At 59.3% G+C, this 17,130-nt stretch carries 17 protein-coding genes and 3 pseudogenes; 10 read left to right on the plus strand and 10 right to left on the minus strand.

Translation table 11 applies throughout. The annotated features are described in order from the left end of the window. Positions 1-407 precede the first annotated feature (407 nt). Entirely contained in the window at positions 408-929 is a 522-nt protein-coding gene (locus G518_RS35595) for a hypothetical protein (protein ID WP_051236912.1), read from the minus strand. Between the two features lie 467 nt (positions 930-1,396). Here G518_RS35595 and G518_RS40005 point away from each other — a divergent pair, with 467 nt between their 5' ends. The 5 genes from G518_RS40005 to G518_RS0117250 all read left to right on the plus strand — a co-directional run bounded on the left by G518_RS40005 (position 1,397) and on the right by G518_RS0117250 (position 4,889). After that, positions 1,397-1,768: a DUF6678 family protein gene (locus tag G518_RS40005; protein ID WP_211231730.1), complete on the plus strand. Its 372-nt coding sequence runs from the start codon at positions 1,397-1,399 to the stop codon at positions 1,766-1,768. 199 nt (positions 1,769-1,967) lie between these two features. Next, positions 1,968-2,423: a hypothetical protein gene (locus G518_RS38570; protein WP_245597997.1), complete on the plus strand. Its 456-nt coding sequence runs from the start codon at positions 1,968-1,970 to the stop codon at positions 2,421-2,423. A gap of 407 nt (positions 2,424-2,830) precedes the next feature. Next, a complete protein-coding gene (locus G518_RS0117235) occupies positions 2,831-3,589 on the plus strand; it encodes a zinc metalloprotease (RefSeq protein ID WP_156909434.1) in 759 nt (252 codons plus the stop codon). A gap of 142 nt (positions 3,590-3,731) precedes the next feature. Next, entirely contained in the window at positions 3,732-4,454 is a 723-nt protein-coding gene (locus G518_RS0117245; RefSeq protein ID WP_028603627.1) for a YwqG family protein, read from the plus strand. 48 nt (positions 4,455-4,502) lie between these two features. Further along, a complete protein-coding gene (locus tag G518_RS0117250) occupies positions 4,503-4,889 on the plus strand; it encodes an immunoglobulin domain-containing protein (RefSeq protein ID WP_028603628.1) in 387 nt (128 codons plus the stop codon). Between the two features lie 84 nt (positions 4,890-4,973). Here G518_RS0117250 and G518_RS35600 read toward each other — a convergent pair whose 3' ends face one another. Next, on the minus strand, positions 4,974-5,543 hold the full coding sequence (locus G518_RS35600; protein WP_084651921.1) for an ankyrin repeat domain-containing protein: 570 nt from the start codon (positions 5,541-5,543) through the stop codon (positions 4,974-4,976). Between the two features lie 69 nt (positions 5,544-5,612). Then, positions 5,613-5,915 (minus strand): hypothetical protein, encoded by a 303-nt coding sequence (locus tag G518_RS0117260; RefSeq protein WP_028603629.1) that lies wholly within the window; start codon positions 5,913-5,915, stop codon positions 5,613-5,615. Positions 5,916-6,156: 241 nt separating this feature from the next. On the opposite strand from G518_RS0117260, the gene G518_RS0117265 reads away from it, so the two are divergent. Continuing rightward, positions 6,157-6,792, plus strand: a complete 636-nt coding sequence (locus G518_RS0117265; protein WP_156909435.1) for a hypothetical protein — start codon at positions 6,157-6,159, stop codon at positions 6,790-6,792. A gap of 351 nt (positions 6,793-7,143) precedes the next feature. On the opposite strand, the pseudogene G518_RS35605 reads toward G518_RS0117265, so the two are convergent. Further along, positions 7,144-7,317 (minus strand): annotated as a pseudogene (locus G518_RS35605) (IS5/IS1182 family transposase); the annotation flags it as partial. Positions 7,318-7,499: 182 nt separating this feature from the next. On the opposite strand from G518_RS35605, the gene G518_RS0117275 reads away from it, so the two are divergent. Then, on the plus strand, positions 7,500-7,955 hold the full coding sequence (locus G518_RS0117275; RefSeq protein ID WP_156909437.1) for an IS5 family transposase: 456 nt from the start codon (positions 7,500-7,502) through the stop codon (positions 7,953-7,955). A 10-nt stretch (positions 7,956-7,965) separates the two neighbouring features. Here the strand turns inward: G518_RS0117275 and G518_RS39370 are convergent. The 5 genes and pseudogenes from G518_RS39370 to G518_RS0117300 form a co-directional block, all read right to left on the minus strand. After that, a pseudogene (locus tag G518_RS39370) lies at positions 7,966-8,196 on the minus strand (transposase); the annotation flags it as partial. A 181-nt stretch (positions 8,197-8,377) separates the two neighbouring features. Further along, positions 8,378-12,496 carry a choice-of-anchor Q domain-containing protein gene (locus G518_RS41315; RefSeq protein ID WP_051236916.1) on the minus strand — a complete coding sequence of 1,373 codons (4,119 nt, stop codon included), beginning with the start codon at positions 12,494-12,496 and terminating at the stop codon, positions 8,378-8,380. A 30-nt stretch (positions 12,497-12,526) separates the two neighbouring features. Next, a complete protein-coding gene (locus tag G518_RS0117290; RefSeq protein ID WP_028603632.1) occupies positions 12,527-13,144 on the minus strand; it encodes a hypothetical protein in 618 nt (205 codons plus the stop codon). A 546-nt stretch (positions 13,145-13,690) separates the two neighbouring features. After that, positions 13,691-14,026: a hypothetical protein gene (locus G518_RS0117295; RefSeq protein WP_028603633.1), complete on the minus strand. Its 336-nt coding sequence runs from the start codon at positions 14,024-14,026 to the stop codon at positions 13,691-13,693. Positions 14,027-14,037: 11 nt separating this feature from the next. Then, entirely contained in the window at positions 14,038-14,769 is a 732-nt protein-coding gene (locus tag G518_RS0117300; RefSeq protein WP_028603634.1) for an SDR family oxidoreductase, read from the minus strand. A gap of 94 nt (positions 14,770-14,863) precedes the next feature. Between G518_RS0117300 and G518_RS0117305 the strand changes: the two genes are divergently transcribed. Next, a complete protein-coding gene (locus G518_RS0117305) occupies positions 14,864-15,961 on the plus strand; it encodes an AraC family transcriptional regulator (RefSeq protein ID WP_211231731.1) in 1,098 nt (365 codons plus the stop codon). A 51-nt stretch (positions 15,962-16,012) separates the two neighbouring features. Here G518_RS0117305 and G518_RS40680 read toward each other — a convergent pair whose 3' ends face one another. Further along, positions 16,013-16,207: a hypothetical protein gene (locus G518_RS40680; RefSeq protein WP_211231732.1), complete on the minus strand. Its 195-nt coding sequence runs from the start codon at positions 16,205-16,207 to the stop codon at positions 16,013-16,015. Between G518_RS40680 and G518_RS0117315 the strand changes: the two genes are divergently transcribed. Together G518_RS0117315 and G518_RS41555 are read left to right on the plus strand one after the other, a co-directional pair. Beyond that, the gene (locus G518_RS0117315; protein WP_156909438.1) at positions 16,188-16,418 is read left to right on the plus strand and encodes a hypothetical protein; all 231 of its coding nucleotides are present in this window, start codon (positions 16,188-16,190) and stop codon (positions 16,416-16,418) included. The two genes, G518_RS40680 and G518_RS0117315, sit on opposite strands and share 20 nt — an antisense overlap. A 325-nt stretch (positions 16,419-16,743) precedes the next feature. After that, a pseudogene (locus tag G518_RS41555) lies at positions 16,744-17,091 on the plus strand (IclR family transcriptional regulator domain-containing protein); the annotation flags it as partial. Positions 17,092-17,130: the final 39 nt, after the last annotated feature.

Genomic DNA, 17,130 nt, shown 5'->3' on the forward strand with positions numbered 1-17,130 from the left:
TGGCATATCGGCGCACGTTGGTTTGCCCATGCACAGCGACATCCAGATGGGCGCTTGCTACATCTACGCCAACAAATTGGGTAGCTTGTTGGATCTTCATCGTACAAAATACGAGTGCCGGGGTGGGCCCTGCTGTCGGCGTGAGCTTGCAAGAATTGGAGATCGAGACTGCATCATGCAGGTGACGTCGCCAGGTTCCTTATCGTCGCTCGGCGCAGGGATGGGGTGCTGACTCAGTAAGTCGGTCCATTGGGTCTAATGCAATGGCCGATGCCCGTCGATGTCCCTCCATCCCGGCTCCTCGCCCTTTCTTCATGGTTGGTTGATGGAAACCAAACCATACAAGCCCGTCGAAGGGTCGAAGCCTTGCGCAACGCTACGACAGGCGCAGCCCCCAAAAGTCACATTCAGGATTTACGCAGCGAACTATAAAAAGCCAACCCAGACTGCAGATGCGGTCCAAATGCGAACCCACGCTGGATCATCTGGTCCAGCTCTGCTTGCTGAATCTCTATCACATAGCTTTTGGCAGTACCCACCACGCGTGTGTCTCCCACACCCAACGCCTTCATATCGCGCCCACCGTACCACTTGGCGGGGTCGGCATGCCCTGCCTTATAGGTTTTGCCTGCATGTTCGATCTGCCAGCCACCATCGAGTAATACCCAGAAGCTGTCACCCCCCCGTGCGCTGCTGGCGATCACAGCACCGGGCGCAGTCGCCCATTCGCGCGAGTGGTCAATCACCCATTGCAGTTGCTCACGGGAGAGTGCCTTGAAGAAAGGCACCTTGGCCAGCAGATTCAGGTAGGTGACGGAAGCGGTCATACCCGGTCCCGGCGGAGGTGCCGAAGGCTTTTGCGCACAAGCGCCGATCGGCACGGAAGCGGCCATCAGCAACAGAGCTCTTCTATGAATCGCTTGGGACATGCTTTCTCCTCTTGGTGTATTGCAGCCATGCTAATGCCCTCGGTCCGTGCATACATGCTCAAGTTCCCTGAGATGACTGGACGGAATCAAACAGAGCGGGGAAACGTCCAGATGGGCTCGCCGATCAGCACGGCCTCGGTGTTTGTGAGTTTACCGATCCGGGTTTAGGCAGACTATTGCTTTTGCAAAGACTCCATTGCTATATGTCGGCGTCTTGGCGAAAACCCTTTGCTATACGATCACTACACGCAGCCCTGAAGCAACCAAGCCCAACGGATACAGCTGTCTCTCGGGCTATGCGCCATACCCTTTCATGGCCCATGAGCCTGCCGCTCCGCAGTAGGAGAAGTTGGTTATGTAAGTTCGTATGGCTGTCAGCATTCTGCTGGGAGTCGATATAGACTCGAACCTAAGACTTCGCAACTAGCATGACGAATGAGCAGATTCCCGATTGGTCGTCACAAAGCATGCCTCGCCCCAACCCGGCTGAGAGCAAGCGGCTAGCGCGCATGATTCAGTCAGGGCAGCTAATTCCCGTACTGAACCGCACCAAATGGGCAGAGCTACGTACAGAAATGTTGGGGGCCTCGGCCGAGCAGTCACCACGCTTTAGGGTACGTGGAGTGTTCTCTCCCGAGGGCTTTCGGGCGGATTGGGAAGGTGAGTTTTACTATCACTTGCACCCAGTAGACGTAATTGAATGGATCGAGCTAAAAGCCGCTTCAGATGAGTGGCTGCGAACTGCACTAAGACGACACAGCATCCCGTTTTCTATTGAGTCTGGTGTTGTTCGCGTCTGGGGCTACACACGGCCTGGAAAGCAACCTACCTGGTCTTGAGCTGGCGGTGAGTTCAGGAAAAGCTCGAAAGCGGGGCAGCACATCAGATCAAGCGGATCGAAGGTGATAGCCTTGTGTATGGGCTTTAACCACTCAAGCCAGTTTTAACTTAGCCATGCGAACCCCTTCTCGCACAATGCCGCCGCGTAGAACGCCATCCAGGCTTGCTCTGTGGAGCTCCTGCGCGATTCTTGCTGCCTTGCTTCTGAGCTTCCTCTGGGTCGCGTCCATTGGGATCGCGTTGCTGGTGGGCATTGCCGTTGCGGCCGTCTGGATCATAGGGCGCTGGACGCTTGGCAAGCAACGGACGCAGCTCGCACAATTGGCAGCCACGAGACCGGATGAATCCATATGCCAGTTCGCCCGCAGCTTCGACACAGGCTCTGTAGATACATGGGTTATCCGAGCGGTCTACGAGACGCTCCAGCACGAGCTGGCGTATGCCCACTCAGCGTTTCCTTTGCGGGCGTCCGACACGCTTCAAGAACTCTTTTGCGATCCGGACGACCTGGACATGGCAGTCGCCCCCGAGGTCGGACGGCGAGCGGGGCGGTCGCTCAACGACACTGAGGCGAATCCTTACTACGGGAAAGTGCACTCCGTCACTGACCTGGTCATGTTCTTCAATGCTCAACCCAGAACCTTAGCGAACTGATTCGCGGCGAGGCTGGATGGGGCGTCATCGCTTAGATGCTAGGCCAGCGCCTGAAGTTGGTGTGGCAACGGCTGCCTGACCCGCGTCAGGCTGTGCGCCCATCATTCATAAGCACGAGTCCGAACAGCTATGTAGCAATGTCCTCCGGCAGGCAGCACAGTGCCGACTGAGCATAGAGGCGCATTGCCATCGTCATAGAACGAATACGGCGTGCCAACCGTCATTCCTGTGGAAACATGGCCTATCGACGCTCTTGCATAGACGCCGCCTTCATGCTCCCAGGTTGATTCGTTCCATCGATCAAATTCCAGTTCGGTTTCGAGGGGTCTATGCGTATCTTTTTGAATTACGATCCTTCCGCGCCGGCAAGAAGCCGAGCGCTCTCCAACAACAACGGAAGTATTGAAATGAAGTGCAGGATGGTTCTCTTGAGTGCGGCTCTGGTGCTGGCTGCGTGTGGCGGAGGTGGGGATGGAGGTTCAGCGGAGCCGGTAGCACCGACACCAACCACACCCACGACACCCGGGGGTCTTCCCCCGCCCGAGCCGGCGACCCCAGTGGCACCCGCAGGCACAACCGCTGCCGAAATCCTCGCCCTTGCCGATGCCACCAACTTGGCCGGCACCAGCTACCCATGGAACGGTCGCTTTGCAGGCATGGTGAAACGCTGGCGTTTGCCCATTCCCGTCAAGACCAATGGCGAGGCCCGGGCCGTGCCTGCAATGGATGCGATTGAAGCCAAGCTCGGCTTCACCGTCTTTGACCGCACCAGCCTTGCCAATGCCGACGAAACCACGATCACCCGTGGCCTGGTGTTCCGCCAAGGTACTTCTTATTTGCCAGTCGGTGGAAATCCGCGGTCCTTCTGTGCAAATGTCAGCGATGCCCCGTTGAGTGGCGGCTGGTCCGCATCCATGGTTTCGCCGGGCGAACTGACGGGACGCATCTATGTGAATCTGGACAACCCGCAGTGCGTGGCAGATGCCGAGATCGTCATTCACGAAATCGGGCATGCCATGGGCCTTGCCACCCACTTCAAAGGCTTCGGTGGCGAAGATGACGATGGCGCCATCGGACCTGAGTTCTGGCCCGTGCTGGCGACTCTCTATGCAAACCCCATCGGTACGCCCAAAGCATCCGTAGTGGTCAAGCAAATCAAAGACTGAAGAAAGAGGTGATGAAACTGATTGAAGGCCAGCTCAAACAGCGCGGGATTCCTTGCCCCGACATTGCTTCTTGGAAGGTTGACATGCTCCAAAGCCATATCGCGGAATAGGTCCCACACAATAAGTCCAACCTGATCTCTCTATGCTGAACCACTACCCTCGATTTCATGAAGGCGCATCGACTGGTCTTGTTCACAAGATCGGAGGCCTGCCTTGGGGGTTGCCTGCGCATCTATGGCCCCTGTGTGCTGATTGCGAACGCCCAATGAGCCATTTGGGGCAGTTCCCAACTCATTCCACCGAGTTAGACGCGCCCGCGCTGCCGCACGCGCCAGATGAAGTGCTATTTCTCTTCAAATGTGAATGGGATAGCGGGTGCTTCTTCTGGGAGCATTCCGAGGGTTCAAACCAAGTACTTAGTGTGCCGAGAAAAGAGCTAGGAGACGCGCCCACACATCCGCCCACCATCGATGCGCAAGAAAACGGGGAAGAGCTAAAGGTTTTACCTGAACTGGGTGTAACCCGTTGGATAGTGCAAGAGGATGGCGTGCCCGCCGACGTGGAAGACGATTTCTATGACTATGGGCGGCACAGCGAGTTGCCCCGTGACATCGCCCACCCGCAGGGTTGGGCTGATCAATTTAATACTAAGTTCGGCGGAGTTCCTTACTGGACGCCAAACGGCGCGCAAGGTCAGCCCGACCTTCCCCCGGGGCGCTTACTGCTGCAAATTGATAGCTGGGTAATCATGGACGATGAAAGCTTGTCCGACGAAGTCGCAAACTTTTGCTCAGACGGAATAGCCTATATTTTCATAGACTGCTCTCAGTCACCTCCGGTGTTCTCGATGATTATTAACCGTTGAAGACGCGTATCGGCCAGTAGCGGTCATTGACGATACGATCTTTTTCCAATGTTCATTCGATTTGTGGTCCACAACCTTGATGTTGATTCAGGCCGTCGGCAGGGCTTATTCCAGGCGTTGGACACCCTGAATTTGAGCGGCCAACTGAATGGTGCTGACAAGCAAGCATATTTCGCAGCCCGGGACTGGTTTCGAGTCAACCTGAAGACGCCAGACAGCTTTGCCCGCGCATCGCGACCGCATGCAAAGAAGGTTGCGCTGAGCTGGTTCAAAGACACAGCCAGTGAACACATTCGTCAGATGTACGGCATGGCAGAAGTCTTGAAATCGCACGAAGTTGCGGTTGAAGTCCTTCGCACGAATCGCCCTGGCTATGTCGTGTATGAGGACGAGTACCAAATAGCAGCCGAGCCGTTCACGGACACCCGCACCTAAGCGGGGATTATGGGTGTCTGGTCGTCCGCTACGGGCCCACAAGAGACATTCCTCGTGTTTCAAAGCGGCCATTGAGGGCGCCTACTAGCCGCCAGTGGCTTTGCGGATTTCGAGGAAGACAAACAATAGCGCAGCAAAGCCGAAGATGACAAAGAGCCCCAGTGCCCATCGTCTAAGCGCGCCGCCTCTTGAGGCTGGGTCCACGAGGTGAACGACTTTGAAGCCGTCTTCGGGTGGTGTCGCGCCTCTGACCAAAAGCTCCTTCAAAACTGGTCTCGCGCATCGCCCCCACAACGCAAACTTCAACGCGCTCATACCGTCTCCAGGACGCAGATGCAGTACATCTGCTCCAGAACGAATGAGAAAAAGAGCCACTGCGCTGCGACCACCGGAACAAGCCGTCATCAACGGCGTCAGTCCAGTATCGTCGAGTAGGTTCAGATTGGCGCCGGAGGCAACAAGGAATTCAACGACATCTCTGTGCCCTTCTTCAGCTGCAACGTGAAGTGCGGTCCGCTGGTAGTGGCTGTCACGTGCGTCAACGCTCAGGTCATCGGTTAGAAGTGCGCGCACCCGAGATAGGTCACCAGCGGATGCCGCACTCACAAGAAAATTTGAAGCGGGGTCACCGCTGACCGCATAAATCAATCTCATCTGTTTAATGCGCCTTGCTATTTTGTGCGAACGCTTAAAGGGCCGCTCCTGGCCGAATACAGCTATAGGTTACTGACCGGCGCCACTGATGAATGCTGCCACTTTTTCGGCCAACGCCTGATTCGTGGAGCGCACTGCGAGAAATGAAGGTTGGCCCGCAACCGGGTCCACATCAACACGCTGGTCCGATTGACCGCGTAGCGACAGAGTCAGTTCGGTCCACTCTTCATCGTCCTGAGAGCGGCTATCTCCATCGGAGTCAACGTTGCAGTTTTCCCCCCATAGATGCTCCGCAACTCGCCAATACGCTGGTCGCCGCCCCACAGCGTTCACGCGAATGATGTGCTCTGGAAACGGTGAATGTGGAGTCATAACGTAAATGTCTGGTTCTGGCCGGATTCTGCCTCATGCTGATGGCCTCCAGCGGGACCTGAGCCGTCGGTGGGCCTTGGTCTTCACAGCGGTCCAGCGGACTGCAGGACTTTTTTTCAAAAGATGTATCGTCACGGTCCGGATGTATCAATCGGGTTGTGCGGTCTATTTAACGTTATACGGCTTGTCGCGGTGCAAACACCGTCGATTGAGCATCGAGCACCTACAGTTGGAGGGAAACATGGGCAATAGATACTTGACAGTAGTCTTCACGTTCCTGCTTGCATTTTTGACGGGTTGCGCGACACCACATTCCCATCTCATTTCCAAAAAGGAACCCCTGATCGACAGGGAGCACGGTCTGGTAGTCGTTTCTTTGGGTTCAGGCACGATGTCCATGCCGGCCATTGATGGTGTCACAACGCAGGCTGATGGCAAGCCTGCAGACTTCAGAATCACTACGACCGCAAATATGCTGGTCTATGGTGCCTGGGACGCAAAGGAGGCGGTAAGACCTGGGCCCGCCGGAGGTCGCCGCGTGTTGCTCGCCTATTCTGTCGCGCCAGGGGACTATTCCATCAGCGCCGTCCATTTATACATACCTAGTTATCCAGCGACTTACAGCGGAAAGGTTCAATTTCCTCGCCCCTATCGATTCGGAGTGGAAGCCGGGAAGGTTACCTATCTGGGAGTTGTCGAAGTCAATATGACGACCGCGCCGAATGTGATCGGTGAAATCATTCCGGCGCTGAGCATGCAGGTGCCGGCGCGCATGAGCGTTCGACTGCTCGATGAATTTGAGGAGGACAACAAAATCCTCATAACGATGCGGCCGGAGCTTAAGGCTGCTCCAGTACTCTTACCCGCCGGACGATGAAGTCGCCGTACAACTGGTTGCTCAATGCGACCCGCTACGGCGAGCCTTCGCAGTCGACTCAGCGCCGGCGTTAGACGGCATGAGCTACTGTCCGAATTGCTCGCGACCCGTTGCCTCTGGTGCAGCCACTTGCTCCGCGTGCGGAGCAGTATTTGACGGAACCGGATGGGTGTCGGTCGACAGGCCCTCCGATCGGCACAGCGGGAACTTGGGCATCAAGATCATCGGCGCAGGCGGAGGTTCGAGCGGTCCTGTATCCGGGTGCCACCTTTTCGGTATGGAAATCAACTTCATCGCAGCAATCGGAACGCCAGCATTTGTCGCATCGTTCTTGGCAATCCCGGCTGGAGTTGCCCGAATGTTGAGTTCAGTTACCTGCCGTTCAAACGTTCTGGCCATCACATTTTCGCCCAAGCGCTTGAAGCAATTCATCTTCGTCTCCACCAGTGATCTACGGTGGTAGCCACTCCAGCGTTTCCAGATATCCCGGCCCAAGCGGCGGCATGCCTTGACCGCTTCATTGCGATGCATGAATGCCAACCCTTTGCGTAGTTTCGGGCCCTGGCACACCGTGTACATGCGGCTGTATCGCTGGGCCCATAGCGGCGTACTTGCCGAAGTTCTTAACCATCTGCAGCAACAGGCACTTAGCCAGTGGGCTGTTCAAGCGTTGAGCCTGGACTCCACCATCGTCAAAGTTCACCCTGATGGCTACGGGGCTCAGAAAAAACGGACCACAAGCCATAGGCAAGAGTCGAGGTGGATGGAGCTGCAAGATTCACATGGTCGCAGCCAGTTGCAAGGATGCATTGATCTGGAGTTTGACGCCCGGACAAGCCGGAGACAGCCCGGAAGGCCGCAAACTCGTCGAGGCGATTGACGTGCAAGATTCAGCTGTGTATTTGCTCATGGACAGCGCCTATGACAGCGATGACTTGCGTGCAGCAGCTGAGGATCGAAACCTTATCCCGGTTGTCCCTGCGCATCCACGACGCAAGAACCCCATGCCACTAGATAAGCAAAAATATCGCCAACGCAATGAAGTTGAACGGTTATTTCGACGGATCAAGGCCTATCGGCGAGTTTTTACCCGCTACGACAAGTTGGATGCCATGTATGCCGCGTTTTTCTCGATGGCTTTGATCTTTGAGTTGCTTCGGTAACGTGAACAGGCCCTAAGGGTTGGCGCAAGGGCAAACCGAACAAGCATTTGATAGTGAGGCAGAACTGAATGGCCGCGTCCGAGAACGTGCAGTTGCGACCGCGCTTGCCACTTGGCGCAGCCAACCACCGCATGTCTTTGTCCAGCCAGACGGTCAAGTCGCCTCGCGCTTTCAAAGCAGCGTTGTACGCCTTCCAGTTTGTGGTGCGGTAGCGCCTGCGACCCCAGCTCGGTTCACTCATGCAGAGAGCCTACCGCAGCAACCGACAACATTTATGCAACAACGCCATTGCAGTAGACAGGTGCGGGGAGTGATGTCGAGGGATTTGCTGTCCGCATTCAATGTGCTGGGCGCACAAAAGAAAAGGGCCTGCCCATTCAGGCAGGTCCTTCGAGCATCGGGTGCTCGCGGCGCCCTGATGGCTATGCGGTGTCGCGCAGGTAGCGGCGCTGCACCACCCACGTCAGCCCCGCCAGCAACGTGGCCAGCAGCATCAGTACCCACTGGCTGAGCGCAGGCACCGGGGTCACGGGGCCGGCTACCGCCGCGCTGACCTCGGCGCTGCTGTTGCAGCGCGCGGCGGGGGCACCGCCGGCACAGCCCGGGTCGCCGCTGGTCACGCTGGCGGTGTTCGTGACGGCGGCATCGATGGTTTTGGTGGCCACGATGGTCGCCACCTGCTCACTGGTGTCCGCGCTCACACCCGCCGCCTTGGTGCAGGTGATGGTGACCGGCCCTGCGCCCGTGGTGGGCGTGCACGACCAGCCGGCTCCGTTGGCAATGCTCTTCACCGTGAGGCCCGAGGGCACGGTGTCGGTGACCACCGTATTGGCCGCACTGGCCACCGGCCCGCTGTTGTTGACCGACAAGGTATAGGTCACGTCGGTGGACCGTCCGGCGCTGGCTCTATCGGCGGTCTTGCTCAACGTCAGGCTGGGTTGGCTGGCGTCCTTGACCGTGGCGCTGCTGACGCAACGCCCAGCCGCTGGGCAAGCCGTGTCACCGCTGGTGATGGTGGCAGTGTTGGTCACGTCGGCGACGCTGGTCTTGGTGGCTTGCAGCGTCATCACCGTCTCGGTGGTGGGGTGGGTGTCGTCCACTGCCGCTGGCACGCCCACGGCGCGTGTGCAAGTAATGGTGGTTGCGCTGGCCCACGAACCCGCGCCCGTCGGGTTGCACGACCAGTCGCTGGAGTCCGCGGCGATCTGGGTAATGGTCACGCCGGCCGGCACGATGTCGGTAACCACCGTGTTGGCGGCGCTGACCACCGGACCGCTGTTGCTCACCGTGACGGCATAGGAGAAGGTGCCGTCCTTGGCCGCGCTGGTAGGGCTGGTGGGTGGGCTTGTGGCCGCAGCCTTGGACAGCGTGAGGCTGGGCTGGCTGGCGTCCTTCACCGCAGCGCTGCTCACGCAGCGGTCAGCCGCTGGGCAGGCGAGATCGCCGCTGGTGATGTTCGCTGTGTTGGTGATGTCGGCGATGCTCGTTTTGGTGGCTTGCAGCGTCATCACGGTTTCCGTGGTGTTGGCTGGCACGCCCGCCGCTCGCGTACATGTGATGGTGGTTACACCCGCCCACGAGCCAGCGCCCGTCGGATTGCACGACCAGCCAGATCCCGCACTGATCTGAGTGATGGTCACGCCCGCCGCTACGGTGTCGGTGACCTGAGTATTGTCGCCACTCGTCACGACACCGCTGTTGGCTACCATGATAGCGTAACCGAATGCGCCCCCCTTGGCCACGCTGGTGGGACTGGTGGCCGGCACCGTGGCGGCACTCATGGCCAGTGTCAGGCTGGGCTGGGCAAAGTTGGCCACCACGTTCTTGTTGGCCGTAATGTTGGTCATGACGCAGGTGGCGCCCGTGCATTGCGGATCGCCGCTCCAGCCGGTGAAGCGGTAGCCAGCGTTGGTTGTCGTGACCGTGCAGGTGCTGCTGCCGCCGCTGTTCACCGTGGTGTTGGTGCAGCTGACGCTGCCGCCGGCCACGATGGCGGCAGTGACCGTGTATTGCCGCGGGGCGCTGCACGTGGCCGTGCTGCCGGTGTTGGCACCGGTGCAGCTCCAGCCATAAGCGGTGCTGCCAGTGTTCACGCTGCTGGCGGTGCCGCTGCTACATAGATTGGTGTTCGGTGCATTTAGAACTGCGACGCCCGCCGCTGTGCCGCAAGCGCCGTTGACGATGGGCGTCAAGGTCGCAGTGACGGTGCAGTTCGCGGTGACTGCGCCGGTGGTGAAGGGACTCGTGGTGCCCGCTGCCGCGGCGGCGCAATTGGCATCACCGTTGATGCTGGTGAGCAGATAGCCGCTGTCGGGCGTGACGATGCAGGTCGTGGTGCTGCCAGCGGTAACCGGGCTGGTGCACACGACGGTGCCGCCGGTCACGATGGCGGGAGTGACTGTGTATTGCCGCGGGGCGCTGCACGTGGCCGTGCTGCCGGTGTTGGCACCGGTGCAACTCCAGCCAAAAGCGGTGCTGCCGGTGGTGACGCTGCCAGCGCTACCGCTGCTGCATAGATTCGCGCTCGGTGCGCTGAGCGCTGCAATACCGTTAGCAGTGCCGCAAGCGCCATTAATGGGCGCTGCTTCCACCGCCCCGAGGTCACAGATGAAGCCATGCGGGCGAGGGATACCGCGTTGATCGAATCCACCCGAGGACGTGCAAACGCCAGCGGCATCAATGGCCGGACTGCCGGCGGCTGGCATCATGGTCAGAGTGGGGCCCCCGTTGTCAGCCAATCCATCAAGCATAGGATTGCTGGTACTCGTCGGCGGGTTGTACTGCCAGGCGGTGGCACCCGCACCACTGAAAACGGATTGGCTTGATCCGATCAGGTTATTTTGGGCGTAATTCAGGGTCGCGCTATTGCCGGTATTGGCCGCGTTGTTGCCGGCCACGGCATTGTTGACGACATCTTGGCTGCCCGCACCATTGCTACCCACGGTGCCGAAGATGATGCTGTTTCTGATACTAAGTAGTACAGCGTTGGCGTTGCCGTCCTCAATTCGGTTGCCATAAGCGAGAGAATAAACCGAGGCGTTGCCCATGCCCGATGTACTCGTGGTGCCATTGCTACCAATGACGGTATTGTTTGCCAAGGTCGAGAACGAAATGCTTACCATGCCGTTCAGATTGAAAAGCACTGCACCGAGACCGCTGGCACCGTTGGCCACATTCCCGGTCGCGGTGACATTGGTGAGCCTCACGTCGCCGCGATGATTGAATATCGCCCCGCCCATGCCAGCGCCACCGCCGCCGCTTAGGGTGCCATTCGCCCTGGCGCCTCCAAAGCCGCCGCTACCGCCGCTGGTGCCACCACCACGGCTCGCGCCACCGCCGCCTCCAAAGCCGCCGTTTCCGTCCGCTGCCCCCCCGCCACCGCCGAAGCCGCCGCCACCGCCGCCACTCGCGCTACCGCCACCTCCGCCACCCACTCCGCCGCCACCACCTCCGCCCCCGTTCGCTATGTTGCCGTAAGCGCTGCCGCCGCCGAAGCCGAAACTGCCACCGCCGCCGTTTCCTAGATAACCGATGCCGCCGCCGCCACCGTCACCGCCGCTTCCGCCGAAAGCGCCTGAAGCACCTAGAGCCCCTGAACCGCCCCCGTTTAGGCCAGATGCGTCTGCCGTTACCAGAAAGCCGCCCCCGCCGCCGCCGCCGTTGCTTATTACACCGCCACTACCCGCGCCGCCGAAGCCGCTGCCAAAGGTGCCACCAAAGCCGCCGCTTCCGTCGCTGCCCATGCCCCCCCCTGGACCCGGAACACCGCCGGAGAAACAACAGGCAGCACCGCTACCTCCGACAGCGCTGTTGTTGTTGAGGGTTACGGCATTCAGTTCTAGCTCACCCTGATTGAAGATGGCGCCGCCCATGCCAGCGCCACCACCACCGCCACCACCGCCAGGGGCATTGCCGCCCTTGGCGATGCCACCACTCAAACTCAGATTTTTAAGATTCAGGCTACCGTTGCGTAAGCCAGAGAGCCCACCAGAGACATAAAAAAAGCGGAAGTTACCTGCTGCTTGGGTGGCCACCAGATCAATGCCGCGCGTGCCGCCGTCTATGACGATACTGCTGGCAATCGGCGGCAGGGCATTGGGCCCATACCACCAGTTGTCAGCAACAGTGAAAGTTTGGGTTTTTGAAACCGCGCCCGCGAAGACAATGGTGTTGGTGCCAAGCACCGCCCCGCTGCAACTGCCCAGATTGGTGGTGTTGGAGAAGATGGTGGCCGCCGTCAGCCCACCGTTCAAGTTGGCCGCATTGGCCGCGGCGATGGCTTGGTTCAGGGTGCAGGTGCTGTTGCTTGGCGTGACGGACATGTCGTCTGTGACGGTGATAGCACCCCAAGCAGTCTGGGCGACCGTGCAGACGAGCAGACCGATCAACCCAAGCACTGTTGCGCGCAGTATCTGCGCTGCGCGAATCCAAGCGTTATTGGTTAAAACGGACAGTGTGTGGATGCCTATGCGAGCTGCGCTTGCGAAGCGACCGGCAACTGTTTCAAGGCATGGATGCGGCGTAACATGACGACAACGCATATTCAATCACTCCCTGCATGATTGGCCTCATTAAAGCATAGAGCGCAGTAAGTAGATTCTGCTCCATCCGCGAACCTCAACGACTGCGCCCGCGCTTATCCTGCGACGGATCGCCCCCGCCTGATTCGCACCCGGTTTGAGGGCCGGAGGCTTTGGCGAAGCGCTTTGCTGAAGCCCTTGGGCGTAGGGTGTCAGCGTGTCAGAGCCCGCATTTGATCGCGGTAGGCCGGGTCGGTTTCCATCTTTTTGCTGGCATCTACCATCTTCGCGCCCATCGCCTGCAGCCAGGCTTCGTCCTAGCGCTCGGCCTGCGGCTTGAGCGTAGAAGCCCGGTGAATAGCGCCCTTCACGGTAGCCGGTTTCAAGCGCTGTGGAGAGTCTTTCGTGGATACGGTCACGGTTGCCTTCTTTCTCAAGTGTGGGGAGTGAACCCCCTCCGGTGTGAAACGATTGCTTGCCGGGGTTGTTGTCCAACACCGCCAAGCTTACTCTGTGTCCGAAGCGGTCATGTATCTGACGCAAGCCCTCGGGCAACTTTCCCTGTATGTCAGCCATCACATTGATGGATGCCCCGCGCCCATTGTTTCGATCCAGATAGCGGGAGTTAGTTCGCTCAAGTGCTACTTCGGGCTCAACATGCACTGCCACGATTGAAACCTGATTGAAACCTTGAACCCTTTGTCTACCTTCGGGATTGCATAACTCGATTCAATTGGCACCACCTACTCTGACCGTAGTGTCGAGCCATGGCCAAGGGGGGGCAGAGCGTCGTTTGATCCCGCTCCGCCTCCCTGAGGTTGAGAGTGCCACCGACCAGCTTTGGCGTTGATGAGGCGCCCCCAACGATTGTGTAGGTCGAGGCATGCTTGACGCTATGAATGTCCGCTTCGCGGCGTTGAATCTCGCGACGCCTACACCCGCTTTGGGTCGACACGAGCCTATCGCGGCACGCAGTAGCAGTCCTTCGAGCTGGTACGTGGCGAACCGCACAATCAAGCGTCCGGTCCCGATGCTGAAGCGGCCGTCTAGGACAGGCAACGCTCAACGACTGGTGTTGATTGTTGCTGCCGCACAGGCAACGGACCGTGAATGACTCAGATCAGCCTAAAGCGGCAGGAAATCCGCATGGCTACGCTGCTCTTAACCGCAGGATCTTGTTGGGGGCGCAATTGTGAAAGCGCTGAACTTCCTTTCTCAACACTGCGTGTTGATGCTCGACGCCCCTTGGCCTGTAACGCCGTGACCGATCTCGATGAGCTCCCAATCCAGGGTGCGCATGTCGAGCATGTCCAGGACTTTGCCCGCGGCGAGTGCCTGTGTCAGGTGATCCATGGCACCTCGGGCATCGGCAACTGAAGCCCAGAGCATCACGTCCACCAGAGTACCGTTCCCCTTCACGGCTAGCCGCCGAAACCGGAACCCAGCACGGGTGGCGAGCCAAGCATCAATGACTTTGTTTGCAGCGACGAACTCCTCAAGAGAGTGCTTCTTCTTGAGCCGGAAGGTGGCTATCTCAAGTGCCTCGGTCATGGCTGGCGATTTCAGAGCTGCAGTGCAGTGGGGCGGACAACGAGCTCGTTGATGTCGACGCTCGCCGGTTGAGCAACGGCAAAGGCGATGGCTTCGGCGATAGCGAGCGCGGGAATGGCGATCTGGGTCAGCCCCTGGAACATGTCCCGGGTGGCGGCAGAGCTGATGCTATCGAAGAGCTCCGTCTGAGTAATGCCCGGGCTGACCAGCGTCGCGCGCAGGATTGGCGTCTCGGTGCGCAAGGACTCGGTGATGGCCCGAACGGCGTATTTGGTCGCGCTGTAGACCGAAGTGGTGGGGCCAGCACTGCGGGCAGCAACAGAGGCAATGTTGATCACGTGCCCCGACTTCTGGGCCGTCATGATGGGCAACACTGCGGCGATGCCGTAGAGGACGCCGCGCAGGTTGACATCGATCATTCGCTCCCATTCGTCCACCTTGAGCTCGTCAAGACGCGAGAGGGGCATGACGCCCGCGTTGTTAACCAGCACATCGATGCGGCCGTGCCGGGTATGTGCGAACTTGACGAACGAATCGACGTCAGCGCGGTCGGTAACGTCGAGTTGCTGGGCGCTCGCTGCATGGCCGCAACCCCGAATTTCTGCCGCGATACGGTCAATGCGATCCAATCTGCGAGAGCCGAGGACGACCGTGTGGCCTTGAGAGGCCAGCAAGCGTGCGGTGGCCTCGCCGATGCCGCTGCTTGCGCCAGTGACGAGAATGACTTTCTGTTCCGAGGGCATCAAAGGCTCCGATCCTGTGGTGTGTCGGGCTGCGGCCCGAGAAGGAGACTACTGTGCAATGTCGCGAGGTCTTGGCGTTACAAGCATCCTGCAGATGTTTTGCCCGATCCTGCAAATCTTCAAAGACGGAGGAAAATGGCTCCGTACCGATCCGCTAAATATCCCCTTGTTTTCTGGCTCTGCAGGGGTTCTTATAAAATTCGAGATAATCTCTACATGCTCAATCCTGCTCGGCGAGCAATCGAGCTGCGATACTCCAGACATGGGCATGAACAAGGCGGACGACACCTTCGGTGAGTTGGCAGCGCTCGTATCGCGACACGCTGGAAGGACACATGGGCCGAGCAACTGTGCGATCGACGGGCTGCACTTCGGCTGGGGCGCTTCGCCGACATCGCCCATGCAGCTTTCGCAGTGGCCTTGCCTGGCGATGGTCGTGCAAGGCCAGAAGAGCGTCGGGATCGGGGACGAGGTCTACTTCTATGGCGTGGGCGACTACCTGATTGTGTCGCTTGACCTGCCAGTGGTCTCTGCCGTGACCAAGGCGAGCCCGTCCTCGCCCTATCTCGGATTGGGCATGGCCATCAACCCGGTCCGCGTCAAGGAAGTCATGGGACGTATGCCCGGGCTCGCAGGGGTGCGCCAGCGAAGCCCGTTGCGCAGCGTCTCGGTTCATCAGGCCAGCCAGGAACTGCTCGATGCCGTCCTCAGGCTCTTGCACCTGATCGATTCGCCTGACGACATCGCGGCACTGGCGCCGCTGATGGAGCAGGAAATCCTCTATCGCGTCCTACAGGGGCCGGCGGGACCGCAACTGCTGGACATCGCCTTGTCCGAATCGCCAGGCAACCGCATCTACCGGGCAGTCTCCTGGCTGCAGGAAAACTACATGCGTCCGCTGCGGATGCAGGAGTTGGCCAGGTTCGTGGGTATGAGTGTGTCCTCGCTGCATCACCGTTTCAAGGAGATGACGGCGATGACGCCGCTGCAGTACCAGAAGCAGGTCCGGCTGCATGAGGCTCACCGCCTCATGCTCGTCGAGCGGCTGGACGTCGGGAGCGCGGGGTTTGCCGTGGGCTACCAGAGCCAGTCGCATTTCAGCCGAGAGTACAGCAGGCACTTCGGCGCGCCGCCGTTCAGGCATCTCGCGGAGTCCCGCCAGCTGGCGAGAGTCGCCAAACCCGAGACCTGACGCGGCAGCACGCTTGGCCATCGCAACCGAGACTGGCGCGAGCGTGAGGTCTCATGGCGGCTCGGTCCAGTTCACGGCCTGCATGAACTGGAAGAGCGCCCGCAGCTTGCCGGGCATCTGCGCCCGGTTGGGGTAGTAGAGATAGAAGGATTCGGACGGGCGGGTGAAACGCTGGCGTTTGCCCATTCCCGTCAAGACCAATGGCGAGGCCCGGGCCGTGCCTGCAATGGATGCGATTGAAGCCAAGCTCGGCTTCACCGTCTTTGACCGCACCAGCCTTGCCAATGCCGACGAAACCACGATCACCCGTGGCCTGGTGTTCCGCCAAGGTACTTCTTATTTGCCAGTCGGTGGAAATCCGCGGTCCTTCTGTGCAAATGTCAGCGATGCCCCGTTGAGTGGCGGCTGGTCCGCGTCCATGAAAGCATCTGTGGTGGTCAAGCAAATCAAAGACTGAAGAAAGAGGTGATGAAACTGCTTGAAGACCAACCCGAGGGCGAAGTATTCGCTGATTCAGATTGGCGAGCGCACGTCACCAACGTGATGATGGGCAGGAAGCTGAACAACTTCTTGTAGGACGTACTTGAGTGCCGGGTTCGGGGCGTTCTTGGCGGTGTTTGAACTGTGGTTCTATGGGCTGCCGTTGCTGGACAGTATTCGCATCGCTGGGGGTGGTAGCGTGAGGGTCTGAGGCCTACGGCTCCCAATGGAAGAAGCCCGCTGATGCGGGCTTCTTTGTTCTCGGGTGTGTTGTCAGTACGCCGTGCGCAGCAGGCGAGATTATGGACAGCCTATCCGCACGCACCGGCGCAACGGTTCTGCTGTCGCGGCTGCATGGGCTCAAGGTCGTTTGCATTCGCGAGGTGCGAGGGCCATCGGCGCCGGCAGCTGCCTGCTACGAGCGCGGACGTGCGATGCCGCTGTTCCAAGGCGCGACCTCAAAAGCAATCATGGCCCACCTAAGCCTAGACCAGTTGGAAAAGCTCGCCCAGCAGCATGGGCAAGAGCTATGCGCAGCGAACCTTCCGACTTCGCGAGGAGCCTTGGGTAGCGCAATGGCGGGGGTGCGTGCTTCTGGCGCGTGTTTCACCTGCAACGAAATCAGCCACGGTACGCAAGCCTGGGCTGTCCTCATCCACCACGGCAGGAAGCTGCTGGGGAGTATGAAC

Origin of the sequence: Ottowia thiooxydans DSM 14619, assembly GCF_000422885.1 — a bacterium.
Taxonomy (GTDB): Bacteria; Pseudomonadota; Gammaproteobacteria; order Burkholderiales; family Burkholderiaceae_C; genus Ottowia; species Ottowia thiooxydans.

What these genes read in the sequence shown, in the direction of transcription:
- G518_RS0117275 (WP_156909437.1), top strand. Translation starts at nt 7,500, where the DNA reads ATGGCTACGGGGCTCAGAAAAAACGGACCACAAGCCATAGGCAAGAGT.
- G518_RS40005 (WP_211231730.1), top strand. Translation starts at nt 1,397, where the DNA reads ATGCCTCGCCCCAACCCGGCTGAGAGCAAGCGGCTAGCGCGCATGATT.
- G518_RS0117260 (WP_028603629.1), bottom strand. Translation starts at nt 5,915, where the DNA reads ATGACTCCACATTCACCGTTTCCAGAGCACATCATTCGCGTGAACGCT.
- G518_RS0117315 (WP_156909438.1), top strand. Translation starts at nt 16,188, where the DNA reads ATGGATGCGATTGAAGCCAAGCTCGGCTTCACCGTCTTTGACCGCACC.
- G518_RS0117295 (WP_028603633.1), bottom strand. Translation starts at nt 14,026, where the DNA reads ATGACCGAGGCACTTGAGATAGCCACCTTCCGGCTCAAGAAGAAGCAC.
- G518_RS0117250 (WP_028603628.1), top strand. Translation starts at nt 4,503, where the DNA reads ATGTTCATTCGATTTGTGGTCCACAACCTTGATGTTGATTCAGGCCGT.
- G518_RS0117235 (WP_156909434.1), top strand. Translation starts at nt 2,831, where the DNA reads ATGAAGTGCAGGATGGTTCTCTTGAGTGCGGCTCTGGTGCTGGCTGCG.
- G518_RS35595 (WP_051236912.1), bottom strand. Translation starts at nt 929, where the DNA reads ATGTCCCAAGCGATTCATAGAAGAGCTCTGTTGCTGATGGCCGCTTCC.
- G518_RS41315 (WP_051236916.1), bottom strand. Translation starts at nt 12,496, where the DNA reads ATGCGTTGTCGTCATGTTACGCCGCATCCATGCCTTGAAACAGTTGCC.
- G518_RS0117305 (WP_211231731.1), top strand. Translation starts at nt 14,864, where the DNA reads ATGTTTTGCCCGATCCTGCAAATCTTCAAAGACGGAGGAAAATGGCTC.
- G518_RS35600 (WP_084651921.1), bottom strand. Translation starts at nt 5,543, where the DNA reads ATGAGATTGATTTATGCGGTCAGCGGTGACCCCGCTTCAAATTTTCTT.
- G518_RS0117245 (WP_028603627.1), top strand. Translation starts at nt 3,732, where the DNA reads ATGCTGAACCACTACCCTCGATTTCATGAAGGCGCATCGACTGGTCTT.
- G518_RS0117265 (WP_156909435.1), top strand. Translation starts at nt 6,157, where the DNA reads ATGGGCAATAGATACTTGACAGTAGTCTTCACGTTCCTGCTTGCATTT.
- G518_RS0117300 (WP_028603634.1), bottom strand. Translation starts at nt 14,769, where the DNA reads ATGCCCTCGGAACAGAAAGTCATTCTCGTCACTGGCGCAAGCAGCGGC.